This is a genomic window from Bradyrhizobium tropiciagri (assembly GCF_018130545.1).
GTDB lineage: Bacteria > Pseudomonadota > Alphaproteobacteria > Rhizobiales > Xanthobacteraceae > Bradyrhizobium > Bradyrhizobium tropiciagri_A.
Genome location: NZ_JAFCKF010000006.1, coordinates 346,776 through 364,586 on the forward strand (window position 1 = coordinate 346,776; position 17,811 = coordinate 364,586).

The 17,811-nt window shown below is 65.3% G+C and carries 20 protein-coding genes; 5 read left to right on the forward strand and 15 right to left on the reverse strand.

The genetic code is table 11. The features are described from left to right. Positions 1-55: 55 nt before the first annotated feature. The 3 genes from JQ616_RS26775 to JQ616_RS26785 all read right to left on the reverse strand — a co-directional run bounded on the left by JQ616_RS26775 (position 56) and on the right by JQ616_RS26785 (position 4,695). Positions 56-865, reverse strand: coding sequence for an outer membrane lipoprotein carrier protein LolA (locus JQ616_RS26775; protein WP_212019727.1), 810 nt, complete (start codon positions 863-865; stop codon positions 56-58). A gap of 100 nt (positions 866-965) precedes the next feature. Further along, positions 966-3,452, reverse strand: coding sequence for a DNA translocase FtsK (locus tag JQ616_RS26780; protein ID WP_212019729.1), 2,487 nt, complete (start codon positions 3,450-3,452; stop codon positions 966-968). 16 nt (positions 3,453-3,468) lie between these two features. Next, entirely contained in the window at positions 3,469-4,695 is a 1,227-nt protein-coding gene (locus tag JQ616_RS26785) for an aminotransferase class I/II-fold pyridoxal phosphate-dependent enzyme (RefSeq protein WP_212019732.1), read from the reverse strand. Positions 4,696-4,874: 179 nt separating this feature from the next. On the opposite strand from JQ616_RS26785, the gene JQ616_RS26790 reads away from it, so the two are divergent. Continuing rightward, complete coding sequence (locus JQ616_RS26790; RefSeq protein ID WP_212019734.1) at positions 4,875-5,348, forward strand: NUDIX domain-containing protein; 474 nt, start codon at positions 4,875-4,877, stop codon at positions 5,346-5,348. A gap of 60 nt (positions 5,349-5,408) precedes the next feature. Here JQ616_RS26790 and JQ616_RS26795 read toward each other — a convergent pair whose 3' ends face one another. From JQ616_RS26795 to JQ616_RS26830, 8 genes are all read right to left on the reverse strand, one after another. After that, positions 5,409-5,813, reverse strand: a complete 405-nt coding sequence (locus JQ616_RS26795; protein WP_207834147.1) for a GFA family protein — start codon at positions 5,811-5,813, stop codon at positions 5,409-5,411. Between the two features lie 210 nt (positions 5,814-6,023). Next, positions 6,024-7,472, reverse strand: a complete 1,449-nt coding sequence (locus tag JQ616_RS26800; protein ID WP_212019736.1) for an ammonium transporter — start codon at positions 7,470-7,472, stop codon at positions 6,024-6,026. Between the two features lie 39 nt (positions 7,473-7,511). Beyond that, the gene (locus JQ616_RS26805) at positions 7,512-7,850 is read right to left on the reverse strand and encodes a P-II family nitrogen regulator (protein WP_024583097.1); all 339 of its coding nucleotides are present in this window, start codon (positions 7,848-7,850) and stop codon (positions 7,512-7,514) included. Positions 7,851-8,166: 316 nt separating this feature from the next. Next, the gene (locus JQ616_RS26810; protein WP_212019738.1) at positions 8,167-8,772 is read right to left on the reverse strand and encodes an ATP-dependent Clp protease proteolytic subunit; all 606 of its coding nucleotides are present in this window, start codon (positions 8,770-8,772) and stop codon (positions 8,167-8,169) included. Between the two features lie 54 nt (positions 8,773-8,826). Then, positions 8,827-9,183, reverse strand: coding sequence for an SRPBCC family protein (locus JQ616_RS26815; protein ID WP_212019740.1), 357 nt, complete (start codon positions 9,181-9,183; stop codon positions 8,827-8,829). Further along, positions 9,180-9,494, reverse strand: a complete 315-nt coding sequence (locus JQ616_RS26820) for an ArsR/SmtB family transcription factor (RefSeq protein WP_212019742.1) — start codon at positions 9,492-9,494, stop codon at positions 9,180-9,182. The genes JQ616_RS26815 and JQ616_RS26820 overlap by 4 nt, the downstream gene beginning before the upstream one ends. A gap of 145 nt (positions 9,495-9,639) precedes the next feature. Continuing rightward, the gene (locus JQ616_RS26825; protein WP_212019745.1) at positions 9,640-10,959 is read right to left on the reverse strand and encodes an ammonium transporter; all 1,320 of its coding nucleotides are present in this window, start codon (positions 10,957-10,959) and stop codon (positions 9,640-9,642) included. 84 nt (positions 10,960-11,043) lie between these two features. Beyond that, on the reverse strand, positions 11,044-11,382 hold the full coding sequence (locus tag JQ616_RS26830) for a P-II family nitrogen regulator (RefSeq protein WP_024583102.1): 339 nt from the start codon (positions 11,380-11,382) through the stop codon (positions 11,044-11,046). Positions 11,383-11,663: 281 nt separating this feature from the next. Between JQ616_RS26830 and JQ616_RS26835 the strand changes: the two genes are divergently transcribed. Together JQ616_RS26835 and JQ616_RS26840 are read left to right on the forward strand one after the other, a co-directional pair. Further along, complete coding sequence (locus JQ616_RS26835; protein WP_212019747.1) at positions 11,664-12,578, forward strand: DUF4339 domain-containing protein; 915 nt, start codon at positions 11,664-11,666, stop codon at positions 12,576-12,578. A gap of 117 nt (positions 12,579-12,695) precedes the next feature. Beyond that, positions 12,696-13,256, forward strand: coding sequence for a DUF4339 domain-containing protein (locus JQ616_RS26840; protein WP_212019749.1), 561 nt, complete (start codon positions 12,696-12,698; stop codon positions 13,254-13,256). 22 nt (positions 13,257-13,278) lie between these two features. Here the strand turns inward: JQ616_RS26840 and tesB are convergent, their stop codons facing one another. Then, the gene (gene tesB, locus JQ616_RS26845) at positions 13,279-14,139 is read right to left on the reverse strand and encodes an acyl-CoA thioesterase II (protein ID WP_212019751.1); all 861 of its coding nucleotides are present in this window, start codon (positions 14,137-14,139) and stop codon (positions 13,279-13,281) included. Between the two features lie 228 nt (positions 14,140-14,367). Here tesB and JQ616_RS26850 point away from each other — a divergent pair, with 228 nt between their 5' ends. Beyond that, a complete protein-coding gene (locus tag JQ616_RS26850) occupies positions 14,368-15,588 on the forward strand; it encodes a ubiquinone biosynthesis hydroxylase (RefSeq protein WP_212019753.1) in 1,221 nt (406 codons plus the stop codon). Between the two features lie 20 nt (positions 15,589-15,608). Here JQ616_RS26850 and JQ616_RS26855 read toward each other — a convergent pair whose 3' ends face one another. The 3 genes from JQ616_RS26855 to JQ616_RS26865 form a co-directional block, all read right to left on the reverse strand. Further along, positions 15,609-16,523, reverse strand: coding sequence for an alpha/beta hydrolase family protein (locus JQ616_RS26855; protein ID WP_212019755.1), 915 nt, complete (start codon positions 16,521-16,523; stop codon positions 15,609-15,611). 63 nt (positions 16,524-16,586) lie between these two features. Then, on the reverse strand, positions 16,587-16,784 hold the full coding sequence (locus JQ616_RS26860) for a Trm112 family protein (protein WP_212019757.1): 198 nt from the start codon (positions 16,782-16,784) through the stop codon (positions 16,587-16,589). Positions 16,785-16,830: 46 nt separating this feature from the next. Further along, positions 16,831-17,367: a TetR/AcrR family transcriptional regulator gene (locus tag JQ616_RS26865; protein WP_212019759.1), complete on the reverse strand. Its 537-nt coding sequence runs from the start codon at positions 17,365-17,367 to the stop codon at positions 16,831-16,833. 91 nt (positions 17,368-17,458) lie between these two features. Here JQ616_RS26865 and JQ616_RS26870 point away from each other — a divergent pair, with 91 nt between their 5' ends. Then, a complete protein-coding gene (locus tag JQ616_RS26870; protein WP_212019761.1) occupies positions 17,459-17,809 on the forward strand; it encodes a hypothetical protein in 351 nt (116 codons plus the stop codon). Positions 17,810-17,811 lie beyond the last annotated feature (2 nt).

Genomic DNA, 17,811 nt, shown 5'->3' on the forward strand with positions numbered 1-17,811 from the left:
TCCGCGGAGGGAACGGCGGGTTACGCCTTCGGCTAACCCACCGGACGCATCTCGATTAGCCCGGCGAAGACCCCGGATAGGTCGTGAAGTCGATCTTGAACAGGCCCGGATCGGGCTTCTGCGTCGCGTCGAGATTGTAGACCGCAACCGTCGTGTCGTAGCCCTGCGGGTCGGTGACGGTCCACTGCTTGAGCTTGCCGTCCTTGGCGCCGATCATCAGCAGGAAGCGGCTGGTGCCGACCAGCGCCTGCTTCTCCTCGATCGTGATGCTGACGAACACGTCGTCGGCAGTGACGCTGATGACGTTGGTGTCCTTCATCAGATCGATGCGGTCCGACAGCAGATAGCGCAGCGGGGTCTGCGACAGCGGATAGATGTCCTGGGTGGCGAGCCTGCGGTCGCGCACCGCGACCGATGAGCCGTCGGCGATCACCTCGATGGTGCTTGGATTGTCGTATTCGAAGCGCAGCTTGCCGGGCTTCTGGATGTAGAAATCGCCCTTGGTCTTGGTGCCGTCAGGGCCGACCTGGACGAAATTCCCGACCAGCGTCTGCAGCGACGACAGATAGGCCGAGACCTTGGCGGCCTGCGCCTTCTGATTGGCGTCGAAGGTCTGGAAGATGTTGGCGGGCACGTTGCGACGCGGATCGGGAATCACCGGGTCCGGCGGCGGCTGGGTGGCGCCCGTGGTGGTCGGGCCCTTGTCCGCATTGCTCTGCGCGCCGGCGTCCTTCTTCGGCGCTGACTTGGGTGCGGGTTTCGGCGACGTCGGCGCATTCTGCGCCGTCGCGGCGCCGGCGATCGCGGCGGTGACGAGAAGAACCAGCGCAGTGCGCGCGCCGCGGTCAATGAGGTGTTTTGCCATCAGATATGTCAGGTCTCTGTTCGACGCGCGTCCCGCTTGGCCGGATTTTATCCCGCCTCTTCCGAGGGAGATATGGTTTTTCCGTGATGATCATCCCCGATCAGAACTGGCCTTCTTCCTCCCCGACCAGGATTTCGCGTTTTCCGGCGTGATTCGCCGGTCCCACGATGCCTTCGAGTTCCATCCGCTCCATCAGTGAGGCGGCGCGGTTATAGCCGATCTGCAGCCGGCGCTGGATGTAGGAGGTCGACGCCTTGCGGTCGCGCTTGACGATCGCAACCGCCTGCGTGAACAGGTCGCCGCCGCCGTCGCCACCCATGCCGGTGGCATCGAACACGGCGCCGTCTTCGTCGGTCGGCTCTTCCGCGGTGACGGCTTCGAGATATTCCGGCTGTCCCTGCGTCTTCAGGTGACGCACGACCTTCTCGACTTCCTCGTCGGAGGCGAACGGGCCGTGCACACGGCTGATGCGGCCGCCGCCTGCCATGTAGAGCATGTCGCCCTGGCCGAGTAGCTGCTCGGCACCCATCTCGCCGAGAATGGTGCGGCTGTCGATCTTCGACGTCACCTGGAAGGCGATGCGGGTCGGGAAGTTCGCCTTGATCGTGCCGGTGATGACGTCGACCGACGGACGCTGTGTGGCGAGGATCACATGCAGGCCGGCGGCGCGCGCCATCTGCGCCAGGCGCTGCACCGCGCCTTCGATGTCCTTGCCGGCAACCATCATCAGGTCGGCCATTTCGTCGACGATGATGACAATGTAGGGCAGCGGCTCGAGATCGAGCTTTTCTTCCTCGTAGATCGCCTTGCCGGTTTCCTTGTCGAAGCCGGTATGCACGGTGCGTGTCAGCTCTTCGCCCTTGCCCTTGGCTTCGACCAGACGCTGGTTGTAGCCGTCGATGTTGCGCACGCCGAGCTTGGCCATTCGCTTGTAGCGCTCTTCCATCTCGCGCACGGCCCATTTCAGCGCGACCACCGCTTTCTTCGGGTCGGTGACGACGGGCGTCAAGAGATGCGGGATGCCGTCATAGACCGAGAGTTCGAGCATCTTCGGGTCGACCATGATCAGGCGGCACTGATCCGGTCGCAGCCGGTAGACCAGGCTCAGGATCATGGTGTTGATCGCGACCGATTTGCCGGAGCCGGTGGTACCGGCGATCAGCATATGCGGCGTGCGCGCGAGGTCGATGATGACGGGATCGCCGCCGATGGTCTTGCCGAGACACAGCGGCAGTTTCGCCACCGAGTCGGTGCTCTCTTTCGCGACCAAGAGTTCGCGCAGGTAAACCTTCTCGCGATGTGCGTTGGGCAGCTCGATGCCGATCGCGTTGCGGCCGGCGACGACGGCGACGCGGGCCGACAACGCGCTCATCGAGCGCGCGATGTCGTCGGACAGTCCGATCACGCGCGACGACTTGATGCCGGGCGCGGGCTCCAGTTCGTACAGCGTGACCACCGGGCCTGGATTGGCCTTGACGATCTCGCCGCGCACGCCGAAGTCCTGCAGCACGCCTTCCAGCGCGCGCGAATTGGTTTCGAGCTCGGCCTTGCTCAGCGGCTGGCGATCGCTCGCCTTCGGCGCGCTGAGCACCGAGACCGACGGCAACTCGAACTTGTCGGAATTCTTCTTCTTCGGCTTCGGCTCGGCCTTCTTGCGCGGGGCGCGGGCGGCGGGAGCTTCCTCCTCCTCCTCGTCCTCTTCTTCCTCGTCGTCGAAAGCCTCGGCCTCGTCTTCGTCCTCGTCGTGATCGTCATGCGCGGGCGCGATCGAGGGTGCCGAACGGCCGCCGCCGATATTGGGCTCCTGGCGCTCGAACGCCGCGCTGCGGCCCTGCGCGCCGCTCGACACCAGCGATTTATAGGCGGTGCCGAACAGCCAGCCGAGCCGCGCCTTCGCGCTCATCAGCGCGTGGAACAGCCAGCCCAGCGAGACCGAGCTGCGGTCATTGTCTTCGTCCTCGACGAACGGCTCGTCGTCGTCGGAGATCGGCGTCAGCTCCTCGTCCTGCTCCTTGGCGCCCCAGCCGCAGGCGAACAGGAAGCAGGCCGCCATCGCGACGAACAGGATCAGGCCGAGCACGACGCGGTAGATGAAGCCGGGCGGGCCGAACACCACGGCCGGTGCCCGCAGCAGGGCGTCGCCGACCACGCCGCCGAGCCCGGTCGGCAGCGGCCATGAGGTGTTGTGCGGCCAGCAGCTGGCAAAACCCGCCGCGATCACCGTGCACAGAACCCAGCAGCCGAGCCGCAGCGCCTCGCGGTCGAATGGCCGATGCGTCAGCATCCGCCAGCCCCACACCGCGACCGGCAGCAGCAGCATGATGGCGCCGAGCCCGAGGATCTGCATCAGGAGATCGGCGCCGATCGCGCCGGGATAGCCGAGCACGTTGCGGATCGCGCGCGAGGTGGCGTGGCTCAGCGAAGGATCCTGCACCGACCATGTCATCAGCGCAGCCGTGATGGCGCCCGACAGTGCGATCAGGCCGAGCCCGGTGAGTTCGCGCAGTCGCCGCGCCAGCGCCTCGCGCAACGAGAGCGGCAGATGGCCGACCAGGGGGATGACACGTTCGATCGCTGGCATACTCAATCTTCGCGCTTGGCGATTAACCCAGGGTTTCGACCAGGCGATGCATCGCCTCGGCCGTTGATTCACTGTCGGAGACCAGCGCAAGGCGGATATAGCCCGCGCCCGGATTGGAACCGTCGCTCTGCTGGCGCGCCAGGTAGCTGCCCGGAATCACGCGGACGCCGGCGTCGCGATACAGCCTGACCGTCGTCTCCTCGTCGCCGCCGCGGTCGGAGACGTCGAGCCAGACGCAGAAGCCGCCGGCGGGGCGCTTGTAGCCGTAGCGATTGCCGAGGATCTGATCGGCGAAATCGAACTTGATGCGATAGAGCCTGCGGTTCTCCTCGACATGCGCCTCGTCGCCATAGGCGGCGACCGCAACATGTTGCAGCGGCACCGGCACCTGAGGTGCGGCGACATTGCGCAGCTCGAGGAAGGCGGCGAGAAACCTCCGGTCACCCGCGGCGAAGCCGACGCGCATGCCGGGCAGGTTGGAGCGCTTCGACAGCGATTGGAACGCGGCCACATTGGTGAAGTCGGGTCCGGCGCATTCGAGCATGCTGCCCGGCGCTTCGCGGGTGTAGATCTCCGAATAGCACTCGTCGCTCAGGATCATGAAGCCATGGCGATCGGCGAGCTGCTTCAGCCGCGTGAAATAGGCGCGTGAGGCGACCGATCCCTGCGGATTGGCCGGCGAAGCGATGAAGAACGCCACGGTGCGGGCCCATGTCGCCTCGTCGATCGAATCGAGATCGGGCAGGAAACCGTTGGCAAGCGTGGTCGGCAGATGGATCTGCTCACAGCCGGCCGCGCGTGCGCCGGCGCCGTAGGCCGGATAGAACGGGTTCGGCATCAGGACGGCGGGCCGGCCCTTGCGCGGCGAGACGTAGCGTGCCGCCGTGATCGCGGCAAAGAACAGCCCCTCGCGGCTGCCGTTCAGCACCATCACCTCGCTCTCCGGATCGACCGGGCGCGGCAATTGGAACCGGCTCGATAGCCAGGTCGCGGCCGCGCGGCGGAACGGCTCGATGCCCTTGGCCATCGGGTAGCGGCCGAACTCGGCGGTGTGCTTTGCGAGCACCGGCCCGACGAAATCGGGCACCGGGTGCTGCGGCTCGCCGACCGACAACGTAATCAAGGGCTTAGCCGGCTGGTACGGGGCCAGCAGCTCGGTGGTACGCACGAACGGGGAACGCTCGGCCTGGCCGGCGGATGCGGCATCGGCGGCGCCCTGCGCCAAGCCGGATGAGGCGGTCATTGCCATGATTGAAATGCCAGCACTTTCACTGCGGTCGGAGGATAGGGGCGCCGACCGTAAACCGATCAAATCACCATAGATAGGGCGAGGTTAAGACGCGATTAACCATCGGCGGCGCGCACGATCGGCTGGCGCGTGATATCAGCGTCGACCCCAAAAAATCGAACCGAAAATTGCTCCGGGACATGATCCACCGCCGCGCCGTCAGGGCGCTCATCATCACGGGCGCCCGCGAAGTCCTGCTGCTGCGGATCCGTCCGCCGCATGGCGGCGACTGTTTCTGGATCGCGCCCGGCGGCGGCATCGAGGGCGACGAGACGGCCGAAGCGACGTTGCAGCGGGAGCTCGCCGAGGAACTGGGGCTGGTCGATTTTGCGCCCGGCCCCGCCGTCTGGCGCCGTCACCACACGTTCAACTGGGGCGGCCGGCGGATCTCCCAGAAGGAAGAGTACCGGATCGTTCATGCCGATCGATTCGTGCCTGTGATGACCGACGAGGCCGAGGCGAAGGTGCTCGATTGCTTCCGCTGGTGGCCGATCGTCGATCTCGCGAGCGCGGACGAGCGTCTCACGCCGCTGTCGCTTGCCGATATCCTGGAAAGATATTTGCGCGACGGCGCGCCCGGCGAATTGCCCGCCGAGGAGATCTTGATCGACTGAGCGGTGTGAGCACCGTAGCCCGGATGGCTCGATCCGGAATACGCGCGCGATGGGCGGCGATTACCGCGCCGGCAGCTTCTCGAATGACGGCTTGCCGTCGGGCACGTGGTGGAAGGTCTGCTTGTCGCAGGTGTAGATCGTCATCTGCGGGGTGAACACGCTGGGATCGTCGAAGGTGCCGACCTTCAGGATGGTGGCGGGCAGGCCCGGCACCTTGGTCACCAGATGGGTGCCGCATTCCGGGCAGAATTCCCGCGTCACGGCGCGCTCGAGATCCTTGCGGGTGAATTGCTTGGGCTGGCTTGCGGTGTATTTGAAGCCGGTGGTCGGCATCGCCATGAACATGTTCGGGCCGCCGCCGGTGATGTACTGGCATTCGCGGCACAGGCATTGCGCCGCCATCATCGGTTCGCCCTCGGCCTCGTAGCGCACGTTGCCGCAATAGCACCTGCCTTGCACCTTCATGACGTCCTCCCGTTTTTGTTATCGGTTTCGTTGTTTGTAGCCTGTCATTCCACAATGGCAGGCCATTCCGACATTATTTTCTCAAGCGAGAGAAAAAGAAAGGGGCTCCAACTTGCGCTGGAGCCCCTCAACGGTCCGGACATTGCCGGGTATGTGCCCGGACCGTAGTTCTGGACCCGACCCCGGAGGGAGCCAGAGTCCCGGGAGAACTTACATGTTGTAGGCGCGCTCCGTGTGCTCGGTGATGTCGAGGCCTTCACGCTCGCTCTCGACGTTGGCACGCAGGCCGACGATCACGTCGACGATCTTGTAGAGGATCGCCGAACCGATGCCCGACCACACCAGCGTGGTGCAGACGCCCCAGCACTGCGAAATCATCTGCGCCGCGAAGTCGTAATCGGCAACCTTCGGCGGGATCGCGGTGTAGTCGATGATGCCAGCGCCACCGAGCGCCGGGTTGACCAGGATGCCGGTGCCGAGCGCGCCGACGATGCCGCCGACGCAGTGGACGCCGAACACGTCGAGCGAGTCGTCATAGCCGAGCGCGTTCTTCACGACGGTGCAGAAGAACAGGCAGACCACGCCGACCACGAGGCCGAGCACGATGGCGCCCATCGGACCGGCATAGCCGGCCGCCGGCGTCACCGCGACGAGGCCCGCGACCGCGCCCGAGAGCGCGCCGAGCAGCGAGGGATGGCCCTTGATGATCCATTCCGCGAACATCCAGGCCAGCGCCGCCGCGGCCGTCGCCACGAAGGAGTTGGTCATGGCGAGCGCAGCGCCGCCATTGGCTTCGAGGTTCGAACCAGCGTTGAAGCCGAACCAGCCGACCCAGAGCAGCGAGGCGCCGATCATGGTCATGGTCAGCGAGTGCGGAGCCATCAGCTCCTTGCCGTAGCCGGTGCGCTTGCCGATCAGCAGCGCGCCGACGAGGCCGGCGATGCCCGCGTTGATGTGCACGACGGTGCCGCCGGCGAAGTCGATCGCACCCTTCTTGAAGATCCAGCCGGCATCGGCGTTGATCTCGTCGAGCTTGGCCTGCGCCGCGGTCTTCGCCGCACCGTCAGCCGCAGCGGCGAGCGCCTTGGCGGCATCCTGGATCGCGTCCGGGCCCGGCCAGTACCAGACCATGTGCGCGATCGGGAAGTAGATCAGCGTCACCCAGAGCGGGACGAACAGCGCGACCGCCGCGAACTTCATGCGTTCGGCGAAGGCGCCGACGATGAGGGCGGGCGTGATCGCCGCGAAGGTCATCTGGAAGCACATATAGACGAGCTCCGAGATGTTGGCGTCGACCGAGAAGGTCGCTGCCTTCGAGTCGGGGGTGACACCCATCAGGAAGGCCTTGGAGAAGCCACCGATGAAGTCGGAGCCGCCGGTGAAGGCAAGGCTGTAGCCGTAGAGAGCCCAGAGCACGGTGACGAGGCAGACCGTGTAGAACACCTGCGCCAGCACCGAGAGCATGTTCTTGGAGCGGACCAGGCCGCCATAGAACAGTGCGAGGCCCGGGATGGTCATCAACAGCACCAGCACCGTCGAGGTCAGCATCCAGGCGTTGTCGCCCTTGTTGACGGTTGGCTCGGCGTAGGCGGCGGTCGCGGCGAAGAGGCCGACTGCAAGGGCCGCCAGTCCCGCGCCATAGGGACGCTTGAACGTCATGTTATTTCACTCCTGAGGTCTTATGGTTTGAGCGCGAAATCAGAGGGCCGCGGCATCGGCCTCGCCGGTGCGGATGCGCACGGCGTGCTCGAGGCTGATGACGAAAATCTTGCCGTCACCGATCTGTCCGGTCTTGGCGGCGGAGGTGATGGCGTCGATGGTCTTGTCGACCTGATCGGAGTTGACTGCGACTTCGATCTTGATCTTGGGCAGGAAGCTCACAGCATATTCGGCGCCGCGATAGATTTCCGTGTGGCCCTTCTGACGGCCGTAGCCTTTGACTTCCGTCACCGTGAGACCGTGAACGCCAATGGCGGTCAGGGCGTCACGGACCTCTTCCAGCTTGAATGGCTTAATGATCGCCATAACAATTTTCATGAGTCCTATCCCCGCTTGGGCCCGGCGCGAACGAACGCCGGGTGCTTCGACTGAGGTTCACCACGCGGAGGACTTCCACTACGCGGGCACAGCCGGGACCCTTAGAATCAAATGCCGTGCCAACCGGCCGGAGTTCGCTAATGGATTATGAATCCGGATATTTTCCCGCATTGCGGGAGCGAGATGCCCCTGCGCTATTCCGTCGCGCCTAAATTCTAGTCAGACTGGCTCAATTCGTGAGCAAGACAGGCTCCGGACACAATTCTGCTCAGCGGCGATGCAGGCGCAGGTATTTAAGTAGGGCGGTGCCGGGGGATTAGGCGGCGGCGTCGCGTCCCGCAAACACCTTGTCGATTAGTCCCCATTCGAGCGCCTGCTGCGCCGACATGAAGTGATCGCGGTCCAGCGTCCGCTCCACGTCCGCCTCGGTGCGCCTGCAATGCTGCGCATAGAGCCGGGTGATGCGCCGCTTGGTCTCCTGCATCTCGGTGGCGTGGATCAGGATGTCGGACGCCTGGCCCTGGAAGCCGCCGAGCGGCTGATGCACGTGGAGGCTGGCATTGGGCAGCGCGGCGCGGTGACCGGGCTCGCCGGCCATCAACAGGAACGATCCCATCGAGCGCGCGGTGCCCATGCAGAGCGTATGCACCGGTGCCTTGATGAACTGCATGGTGTCGTACATCGCCAGCCCGCTGGTAATCACGCCGCCATAGGAGTTGATGTAGAGGTTGATCGGCTTGTGCGGATTCTCGGCCTCGAGGAACAGCAGCTGGGCGCAGACCAGTCCGGACATCGCATCATTGACCTCGCCGTTCAGGAAGATGATGCGCTCACGCAGCAGCCTCGAATAGATGTCGAAGGAGCGTTCGCCGCGGGTCGACTGTTCGACGACCATGGGGACGAGTTGCATCATGTCGCGCATCGGCGACCTCCATGTCTGCAGGTGATGACGTTCAGCGGGTGATGACGCCTGGGATCAGGCCGCGCGCATCAGGGGGCGGTCGTTGCTGTTGGCCGCGCGCGGCTGGTTTTCCCCGATGTCGCAGGCTTCCTGGATGATGCGAAACGTTGTGCCGCCCGCTTCGTTCGGCTCGATCCGGAAGGTGACATGGCTTTCGCGAAACGGCGGCTCCGACTCGCGCAGCCGGTAACGCACCTCTTCGCCTGTGATTGTCGATTCAGGCTCGGCGCCGGCGAGATCGGAATCCGGCAGCCAGCGTTCGCGCAGCGCCGGAATGGTGACGGCGCGCCAGACTTTCTCGGGCGGCGCATCGAGCTCATATTCCATCACCAGAGCTGCGTCGGCGTGATCAGGCTTTGCTGCGTCGCTCATTGATCCATGTCCTTCAGCAGGTCGGCGAGGGCTTCAATGCGCTTCGGCCAATAGGCGCGGTAGCGGGCGAGCCAGGTCCCGATGCTGGCGATGCCGTCCGGGTCGACTTCGTAGTTCACGAACCGGCCCTGCCGCTGCTCGCGCACCAGCCCGGCCGCGCGCAGCACGGCCAGATGCTGCGACATCGCCGGCTGGCTGATCTCCAATCCGTCGCGCAAGGCGCTGGCGTTCAGGCTGCCGCCGGCGAGCTTCTCAAAGACCTTGCGGCGGGTCGGATCGGCCAGCGCCTTGAAGATGTCAGCTTCGATCATGCCGACACATAAGCATACACTTATGTGTCGCGCAAGCCTGAACTATCCGCGTGCCGTGCAGCGCGGCACCGCGGCATGCGGGTACTTTGCATGGGGTTGTTTTGCGAGTTCGGCCCCGCGGCGCCCCATGAGTCGAGCCCGACTGCTATTGCAGCGCCTCGCCGTGCTGCGAGATGTCGAGGCCTTCCAGCTCCTGCTGCATCGAGACCCGCAACGGGACGAAGGCAGAGACCAGCTTGAGCAGCACGAAGGTGACGCCGCCGCACCAGACCAGCGTGGTGGCGACGCCATAGAGCTGGATCAGGAGCTGCTGCGGATTGCCCTCGAGCAGGCCTGAGGTGCCGCCGATCGCCGCGGTGGCGAAAATGCCCGCCAGCAGCGTGCCGGTCAGGCCGCCGATGCCGTGGACGCCGAACACGTCGAGCGAATCGTCATACTGGAAGCGATGCTTCAGCCAGGTGCAGGCCCAGAAGCAGACCAGGCCGGCAATGATGCCGATGATGATGCCGTGCCACGGCGCCACGAAACCGGATGCCGGGGTGATGGTACCAAGCCCTGCGACCGCACCCGAGATCATGCCGAGCACCGACGGCTTGCGCCGCGTCGCCCATTCGATCGCGCCCCAGGTCAGTGCGCCGGCGCAGGCTGCGAGATGGGTGGCGGTGATCGCCAACACCGCACGCGAATTGGCCGCGAGTGCCGAGCCGCCGTTGAAGCCGAACCAGCCGACCCAAAGCAGGCCGGTGCCGACCACGGCGAGCGACAGGTCGAACGGCGACAAATTATCATGGCCATAGCCGTGCCGGTTGCCCATCACCTTGGCCGCGACCAGGCCGCTGATCCCGGCGGAGAGATGCACGACGAGGCCACCGGCGAAATCCAGTACGCCCGCCTGGGCAAGGAAGCCGCCGCCCCACACCCAATGCGCCAGCGGCACATAGGCGAAGATGAACCAGCCGATCGAGAACAGCACATAGGCGGAGAACCGCATGCGGTCGGCGACCGAGCCTGCGACCAGCGCCACCGTGATGATCGCAAACGTCATCTGGTACAGCATGAACAGCGCTTCCGGGATGGTCTTCGCCGCCGGGTTGACGCTGTCCATCGTGATGCCGGCCAGGAACCAGCTGTCGAGCGAGCCGAGCCACGGGCCATTGCCGACGAATGTCAGCGAATAGCCGAACGCGACCCACAGAATCGAAATGATCGCGACCGCCGTGAGGCTCTGCGCCATCGTCGCGAGCACGTTCTTCTTGCGCACCATGCCGGAATAGAACAGCGCGAGCCCCGGGATCGTCATCATCAGCACCAGCGCGGTGGCGACGATCATCCAGGCGGTGTCGGCGGCGTTGATGCCGGGATTGGCTGCAGAATCCTGCGCTGACGCCGGCGTGCCCCACGCCAGCAGCATTGCAGCAGTGATCGGCGCAGCTGATATCGCTGCACGAAGAGCCCGTGCCCCCATCATCATTCCCCGGCGTATGGTCGTTTCTTGGTGTGGATGTTTGGCGTGCGTCGGCGTCGTTGCCGGCGACGATCTCGATAAATCTCAGAGCGCGTCGTTGTCGGTCTCGCCGGTGCGGATGCGCAAGGCGTGGTCGATCGGCGTCACGAAGATCTTGCCGTCGCCGATCTGGCCGGTGCGGGCGTGCTGGGTGATGACGCTGACCGCCTGCTCGGCGAGGTTGGAATCGACGGCGATCTCGATCCGGAGCTTGGGCAGGAAGTTCACGACATATTCGGCGCCGCGATAGATCTCGGTGTGGCCCTTCTGGCGGCCATAGCCCTTCACCTCGGTCACCGTCATGCCGTGGACGCCGATCGCAGTCAGCGCCTGGCGCACCTCATCGAGCTTGAACGGTTTGATGATCGCGACGACGAGTTTCATGGTTCAGGCCTTCATTCCCTTGAGGTTTTCCGCGTGCGCCTGTCCCCGGCGCGGCAATTTGCCGTCGCCGGCATTTCGCGCCCGCCAAATCTGGCAGCTTTCTGGGCAAATGGCATAAAAAAGTTGCAGGTTGAAGGGGAAAACGTGCGCAGCGGGTGAACTCCGTCACTGTACGGGACGACAACCGTCGGCCAGAATATGGCTTTCCCGCCCCGGCCAGCGCCTCCCGCTGGCTCGTTCTCGCCACAGCGCGTGCACCCGCGCCCCGAGGAACCAAGAAAATGTCCAACCGAAACTGGTTTTATGCATCCGAAGGCCAGCAAAAGGGCCCCCTGCCTGAAGCCCAGCTCCGCGACCTGATCACCCGTGGCATGGTGGGGGCCGATACCCTGGTGTGGACCGAGGGCATGGCCGGTTGGCAGAAGGCCGGGGAGATTCCGGGTCTCGTCCCGAGTGCCGCCGTTGCCGCGCCGCCGCCGGCATTCCCGCAGGCCGGCGGAGCGCCGCAGGTGGCAGCATCGCAGGTGACAGCATCCGGGGACTATAGCGGCGGCGCGCTGTCGGCCGACTTTCCGATCTGGGGCCTGTTCGGCCGCAGCCTGCTGATGTTCATCGGCGAGATCTTCGTCATCCCCGCGCCGTGGACCGCGACCGGGCTGTATCGATTTGCGATTCCCTATATCCGCGTGCCGGGCCGGCCGCATCTCGCCTTCACCGGGCAGCCGCTCGACATCTGGTACGCCTTCATCGTGCTCGGTCTTCTGACCTATGCCGGCGCGGCCAACAGCAGCATCGTCACGCTGCTGTCGCTGCTGTTGCAAGGCTTCCTGAGCTGGATGATCGTTCGCTGGATCATCGGCCATCTCTCCTCGCGCGGCCAGGACCTGCCGGTCTCGTTCAGCGGCAGTCCGCTCGCCTATGTCGGCTGGTATGTGGCGATGGTGATCTCGGCCATCACCATCATCGGCTGGGCCTGGGTGCTGACCGCATGGATGCGCTGGATCTGCCGCAACATCGAAGGCACGCGCCGCGAGGTCAGCTTCAATGCGACCGGGCTCGAGGTGCTGTGGCGGACCATCGTGTTCACGGTCGGCTGCAGCTTCCTGATCCCGATTCCGTGGGTGCTGCGCTGGTACGGCAACTGGATCATCTCGCAATTCGCGCTGACCGAGCGCGGCGCCATCGCGAACGCGTAAGCACCGCGCGGCGTTCCCTCTCCCCGTTGCTGCGGGGAGAGGGACGCCGCATCAACGATGCCGGCCACCCGCTCCGCCAGTTATGTCCCGCCATAGCGTCCGCCTTGAGGCACCGACATGTTCGACAGGGCCTGGTTCTACGGATCCGACGGCCAGCAGAAGGGTCCGTGCTCAGATGCCGAGTTTCGCGACCTCATCGCCAGGCGAAAGGTGACCGCGGATACGCTGGTCTGGAGCGAAGGAATGGCGGGCTGGAGCAAAGCCGGCGACGTTCCGCGTCTTCTGACCAACGCGCAGCGGCCAGTGAATTCCTTCGCCCAGGGCGAGGCCGGGCTCGATCCATCATTCGCCAACAGCGCCGCGCCGCAGGGGCAAACGCTGGCGGCGGGAAAAATCCAGGAGCTGGACGTCACGCTTGGGAGATTGCTGAGGATCTACTGGCTGTTTGTCTGGCGGTCGTTTCTCGGATCGATCCTGATCGGTGGGGTGCTCGGGTTCATCATCGGCCTTGTGCTGGGTACGTTCGGTGCGCCGAGAACCCTGCTGCAAACCACGACCAGCCTGGTTGGCGCCGTTGCCGGCCTGATCTGGTCGATTGTCTGCCTGCGGAAGGCGCTGGACAAGAAATACAGCGACTTCAGGATCGCGCTGCTGCCGCGCGAGACCGGGCGCGACTGAGCGCACCGGCGTGACGCGATTGCTATTTGCGTTCGCGCACCGAGCCTTCTTGCGCGACGGATGCCACCAGCGTGCCGTCGGGCTTGAAGATCAGACCGCGGGTCAGGCCACGGCCTGACTGCGCGCTCGGCGAATCCTGCGCGTAGAGCAGCCATTCGTCGGCGCGGAACGGACGGTGAAACCACATCGCGTGATCGAGGCTCGCCGGCATCATCCGCTTGTCGAACAGCGTGCGGCCGTAGCGCGCCATGACTGCGTCGAGCAGCGAGAAATCCGAGGCATAGGCCAGTGCGCACAGATGCAGCGCCGGATCGTCGGGCAGCTTGGCCGCGGTGCGGATCCAGACATGGATGCGGCCGTCGTCGATCTTCTGGCCGAAATAGCGGCCGAGCTCGACCGGGCGCAGCTCGATCGGCCGGTCGCTCTCGTAGTAGCGGCGGATGAACTCCGGCATCTCCTTGAACATCGGCTGCTTCGACACTTCCTCCGCGGTCAGCTTCTCCGGCGGCGGCACGTCGGGCATCTTCTCCTGATGATTGAAGTTCGTCGCTTCATCGGCATGGAACGAGACCATGATGGAGAAGATCGCGTTGCCGTGCTGGATCGCGGTGACGCGGCGGGTCGAGTAGCTCTTGCCGTCGCGCAGCCGCTCGACCTGATAGATGATCGGGATCTGCGGATCGCCGGGCAGGATGAAATAGCAATGGATCGAGTGCGGCAGGCGGCCGTCGACGGTGCGGCAGGCCGCCACCATCGCCTGGCCGATCACCTGGCCGCCGAACACGCGCTGCCAGCTCGTCTTCGGGCTGTTGCCGCGGAACAAGTTCACCTCGAGCTGCTCGAGATCGAGGATGGACAGCAGGTCGATCAGGCTCTTGGACATCGCGGGCTTTCTTCGTTGCCTTCAGCGTCATTCCGGGGCTCGCGTAAGCGAGAACCCGGAATCCATTCATCTACGGATTATGTGGCCCAATGGATTCCGGGCTCGCGCTGCGCGCGCCCCGGAATGACGTTCGTTCAGGTCGAGGGCCTTGTTTCTGCCCCCTGTTTCGCCCAGCTATTATCAGGTAGCAAGCACAGTCTGATGGCGTCAGGCGCGTAAGGAAAAGGCATGCCGGCACAACGAAGTATCGTGATCTGCGGGGGCGCATTTGCAGGGCTGGCGCTGGCCGTGGCGTTGCGCCAGGGACTTGGGCCGGACATCCCGGTCATCGTGGCCGATCCGGCGCTGAGCCAACGTCCGAGCCGCGATCCGCGCGCCACTGCCATCGTGGCGGCCTGCCGGCGGCTGTTCGAGACGTTGGGCGTCTGGGGCCAGGTCGCGCCGACCGCGCAGGCGATCACCGACATGGTGGTGACCGACTCCAAGCTGGAGGACGCCACGCGCCCGGTGTTCCTCACCTTTGGCGGCAATGTCGAGCCCGGCGAGCCGTTCGCCCATATGGTCGAGAACCGCTATCTGATCGATGCGCTCGCCGCGCGCGCCGAGGCCGAGGGCGTCGAGCTGCGCGCCACCCCGGTGTCGAGCTTCGTCTCGCGGCCCGACGGCGTCAGCGTCACGTTGGCTGACGGCACCGAGATCGATGCGAGCCTGCTGGTCGCCGCCGACGGCGCCCGCTCGAAACTGCGCGAGCGCGCAGGGATTGCGACCCATGGCTGGGACTATGATCAATCCGGCATCGTGGTCACGGTCGGGCATGAGCGCGCGCATCACGGCCGCGCCGAGGAGCATTTCCTGCCCGCAGGTCCGTTCGCGATCCTGCCGCTGACCGGCAATCGCTCGTCGCTGGTGTGGACCGAGACACGCAAGGACGCCGCGCGCATCATCGCGTTGAGCGATGAGGAATTCCATGCCGAGCTCGAGCAGCGATTCGGTCTGCATCTCGGCGAGATCAAGGCGCTCGACAAGCCGCGCGCGTTCCCGCTCGGCTATTTCGTCGCGCGCTCGTTCATCGCCGAACGCCTGGCATTGATCGGCGACGCCGCGCATGTGATTCATCCGATCGCGGGGCAGGGGCTCAATATGGGCCTGAAGGATGTCGCAGCATTGGCCGAGGTCGTGGTCGATGCGGCGCGGCTCGGCATGGATCTCGGACAGGCCGACGTGCTCGAGCGCTACCAGCGCTGGCGGCGCTTCGACACCATGGCGATGGGCGTCGCGACCAACTCGCTGAACTTCCTGTTCTCCAACGAATCGACACTGCTACGCACCGTGCGCGATATCGGATTGGGCCTGGTCGATCGCGCGCCGCCGCTGAAGAGCATGTTCATCCGCCAGGCGGCAGGGTTGTCAGGCGAAGTGCCGCGGCTGTTGAAGGGCGAGGCGTTGTAGCTCGTAGCCCGCGGATACTCTCATTTCGGTGCAATGAAAGCCGCAACTGCGTCGATCAGATCGGGATCCAGCTGTCGCTCCGGCTCATTGTAGCTCGCCACATCGTCCGCCGCGTCGGTGACGTCGACCAGCACGTGATTCATGTCCGGCAGCCACAAGGATTTGGCGGCAATGTCGGCGGTGGTGAGCGCGAGGAAGTCGAGCCGCGCCAGTTGATGGTCGCGGCCGCCTGCGATGATGAGCGTCGGCCCGGTGATCTTACGCATCGGTTCGATCGGATCCTCGGTAAAGGCGGATGCGATGGCGGGCTGCAGCGCAGGCGAGATCGCAAGCCCGGCCGGCGGCGGGTCGACGATCTGCCCGGCCATGATGTCGTCAATGGCCTTGCCGATCGGCGCGAATTTGTCCGGCGGCAGCTGCTTCTCGAGTTGCGCCTTCAACAGGTCGCCCTGCTTGCGCGCCGCCGTTGCGAGCAGCACCAGCCGGTCTATCGGCACGCGCTGCGCGGCGAGGATCGCGACCAGACCGCCTTCGCTGTGCCCGACCACCGCGACATGCGCGAACCTGCCGCTGCCGCGCAGATAGTCGATCAGCGCCACGGCGTCGCCGACGAAGTCCTTGAAGCGAAATTCCTCGGGACGGCCGAACTCCTTCTTCCACTCGCCGGCGCCGCGCTTGTCGTAACGCAGCGTCGCGATGCCGCGCGCGACCAGTTGCTCGGAAAGCTTCTTCAGCGTCGCCGGCTTGAGCTGCGGCCCGTTGCCGTCATGATCGGTCGAGCCGGAGCCGGCGATCAAGAGCGCCACCGGCGGCTTTGCGGCATCGGGCGGGACCGTCAGCACCGCGTCAATCGGGCCGATGCGCAGTCTGCTCTCGTCGGCTGCCGCACTCCCCAGCGAGACGAGCAGCAGCAGCCATGTGACGAGGGCGCGCATGTAGTCCTTTTATTGGAGCATGAACTTTTCGGAAAACCGCTTCACACTTTTCCGGATCATGCTCTAGTCGATCTTGCGGGCCTCTTCCGGCAGCATGATCGGGATGCCGTCGCGGATCGGATAGGCGAGCCTGGCGGAGCGTGAGATCAGCTCCTGCCGCGCGGCGTCGAATTCCAGCGGCCCCTTGGTGATCGGGCACACCAGGATTTCGAGCAGCTTCGGATCGGCGGTGCTGTCGAGATGATCGGGCGAGGAATTCATTGTGGTCTCCGGCTCGCCGTCCTGTAGCACATCCCGGCGTGCGCTGTCAGCGCCTGGCGATGCGCAGCAGCTCGTCGATCGCGGCCTGCTGCCGTGCTTTCGGCAGCGTCTGCTCGGATAGCGCGTAGCCGATGAAGGCCCAATAGAAGATCTGTGCCCGGCCGCGCGCCACGTCGTCGGGGAAACCGGCCTGCCGGAGCAGGGTCTCGATATAGCCGATCCGGCGCTGGTCGACCTCGAGCACGGCTGCGCGCGCCGCGGCATCGGCGGTGGCCCAGCTGCGCACCGCGCGCTCCAGCCCCAGCCGCGCGGAAAAGGTCCGGCGCAGCAGCAGCGCCAGCGCATCGCCGCCCTTCGGAATGGTCTCGAGCTCGGCGATCACCTGCTCGGCAGCGATCGCGCGCCAATGGGTCAGGATCGCCGCGCGGTAGGCGCCGATATCGGCGAAATGCCAGTAGAAGCTGCCGCGTGAGACGCCCATGGCCTTGGCCAGCGGCTCGGCCTTCAGCGCCGTGAAGCCGCGCCGCGCCAGCGTCTTCAGGCCCTGGTCGAGCCAGTCCCTGGCTGAGAGTTGTTCCGTCATGGTTCCCCGTCCGCGACGACCATACACAAGTGTATTGACAGGCGCCAGCGGCGGGTGTCTCATCCATACAGTACTGTATGGAGACTTCGCGATGCGTGATCTTCTGCTGCAAGGCGCCGGGCTCATCGCCATCCTGGTCAGCCTGATCCATGGCATTCTTGGCGAGACCAAAATCTTCGCGCGGGCCACCGTCGAGCCGCCGCGGCTGCGCCTGCTGCTTCGCCTGGTCTACCAGGCCGGCACCGTCGCCTGGATCGGCGGCGGCGTGCTGCTGATCGCCGCACCGGCGATGGCCTCCGATGCCGCGCGGCACTGGATCGTGGCGACGCTCGCAGTCGTGTTCGGCTTCGCTGCGCTGGCGAATGCGATCGCGACCCGCTTCCGCCACATCGGCTGGATGGCGATGAGCGCCGTGGTGGCGCTCGCCGCTGCCGGTTACTAGCG

Coding starts and splice junctions, on each gene's coding strand:
- JQ616_RS26870 (WP_212019761.1), top strand. CDS start 17,459: ATGCGTGATCTTCTGCTGCAAGGCGCCGGGCTCATCGCCATCCTGGTC.
- JQ616_RS26795 (WP_207834147.1), bottom strand. CDS start 5,813: ATGAAGGTGCAAGGCAGGTGCTATTGCGGCAACGTGCGCTACGAGGCC.
- JQ616_RS26865 (WP_212019759.1), bottom strand. CDS start 17,367: ATGACGGAACAACTCTCAGCCAGGGACTGGCTCGACCAGGGCCTGAAG.
- JQ616_RS26810 (WP_212019738.1), bottom strand. CDS start 8,772: ATGCGCGACATGATGCAACTCGTCCCCATGGTCGTCGAACAGTCGACC.
- JQ616_RS26790 (WP_212019734.1), top strand. CDS start 4,875: ATGATCCACCGCCGCGCCGTCAGGGCGCTCATCATCACGGGCGCCCGC.
- JQ616_RS26840 (WP_212019749.1), top strand. CDS start 12,696: ATGTTCGACAGGGCCTGGTTCTACGGATCCGACGGCCAGCAGAAGGGT.
- JQ616_RS26855 (WP_212019755.1), bottom strand. CDS start 16,523: ATGCGCGCCCTCGTCACATGGCTGCTGCTGCTCGTCTCGCTGGGGAGT.
- JQ616_RS26805 (WP_024583097.1), bottom strand. CDS start 7,850: ATGAAAATTGTTATGGCGATCATTAAGCCATTCAAGCTGGAAGAGGTC.
- JQ616_RS26785 (WP_212019732.1), bottom strand. CDS start 4,695: ATGGCAATGACCGCCTCATCCGGCTTGGCGCAGGGCGCCGCCGATGCC.
- JQ616_RS26830 (WP_024583102.1), bottom strand. CDS start 11,382: ATGAAACTCGTCGTCGCGATCATCAAACCGTTCAAGCTCGATGAGGTG.
- tesB (WP_212019751.1), bottom strand. CDS start 14,139: ATGTCCAAGAGCCTGATCGACCTGCTGTCCATCCTCGATCTCGAGCAG.
- JQ616_RS26775 (WP_212019727.1), bottom strand. CDS start 865: ATGGCAAAACACCTCATTGACCGCGGCGCGCGCACTGCGCTGGTTCTT.
- JQ616_RS26850 (WP_212019753.1), top strand. CDS start 14,368: ATGCCGGCACAACGAAGTATCGTGATCTGCGGGGGCGCATTTGCAGGG.
- JQ616_RS26835 (WP_212019747.1), top strand. CDS start 11,664: ATGTCCAACCGAAACTGGTTTTATGCATCCGAAGGCCAGCAAAAGGGC.
- JQ616_RS26820 (WP_212019742.1), bottom strand. CDS start 9,494: ATGATCGAAGCTGACATCTTCAAGGCGCTGGCCGATCCGACCCGCCGC.
- JQ616_RS26800 (WP_212019736.1), bottom strand. CDS start 7,472: ATGACGTTCAAGCGTCCCTATGGCGCGGGACTGGCGGCCCTTGCAGTC.
- JQ616_RS26825 (WP_212019745.1), bottom strand. CDS start 10,959: ATGGGGGCACGGGCTCTTCGTGCAGCGATATCAGCTGCGCCGATCACT.
- JQ616_RS26860 (WP_212019757.1), bottom strand. CDS start 16,784: ATGAATTCCTCGCCCGATCATCTCGACAGCACCGCCGATCCGAAGCTG.
- JQ616_RS26815 (WP_212019740.1), bottom strand. CDS start 9,183: ATGAGCGACGCAGCAAAGCCTGATCACGCCGACGCAGCTCTGGTGATG.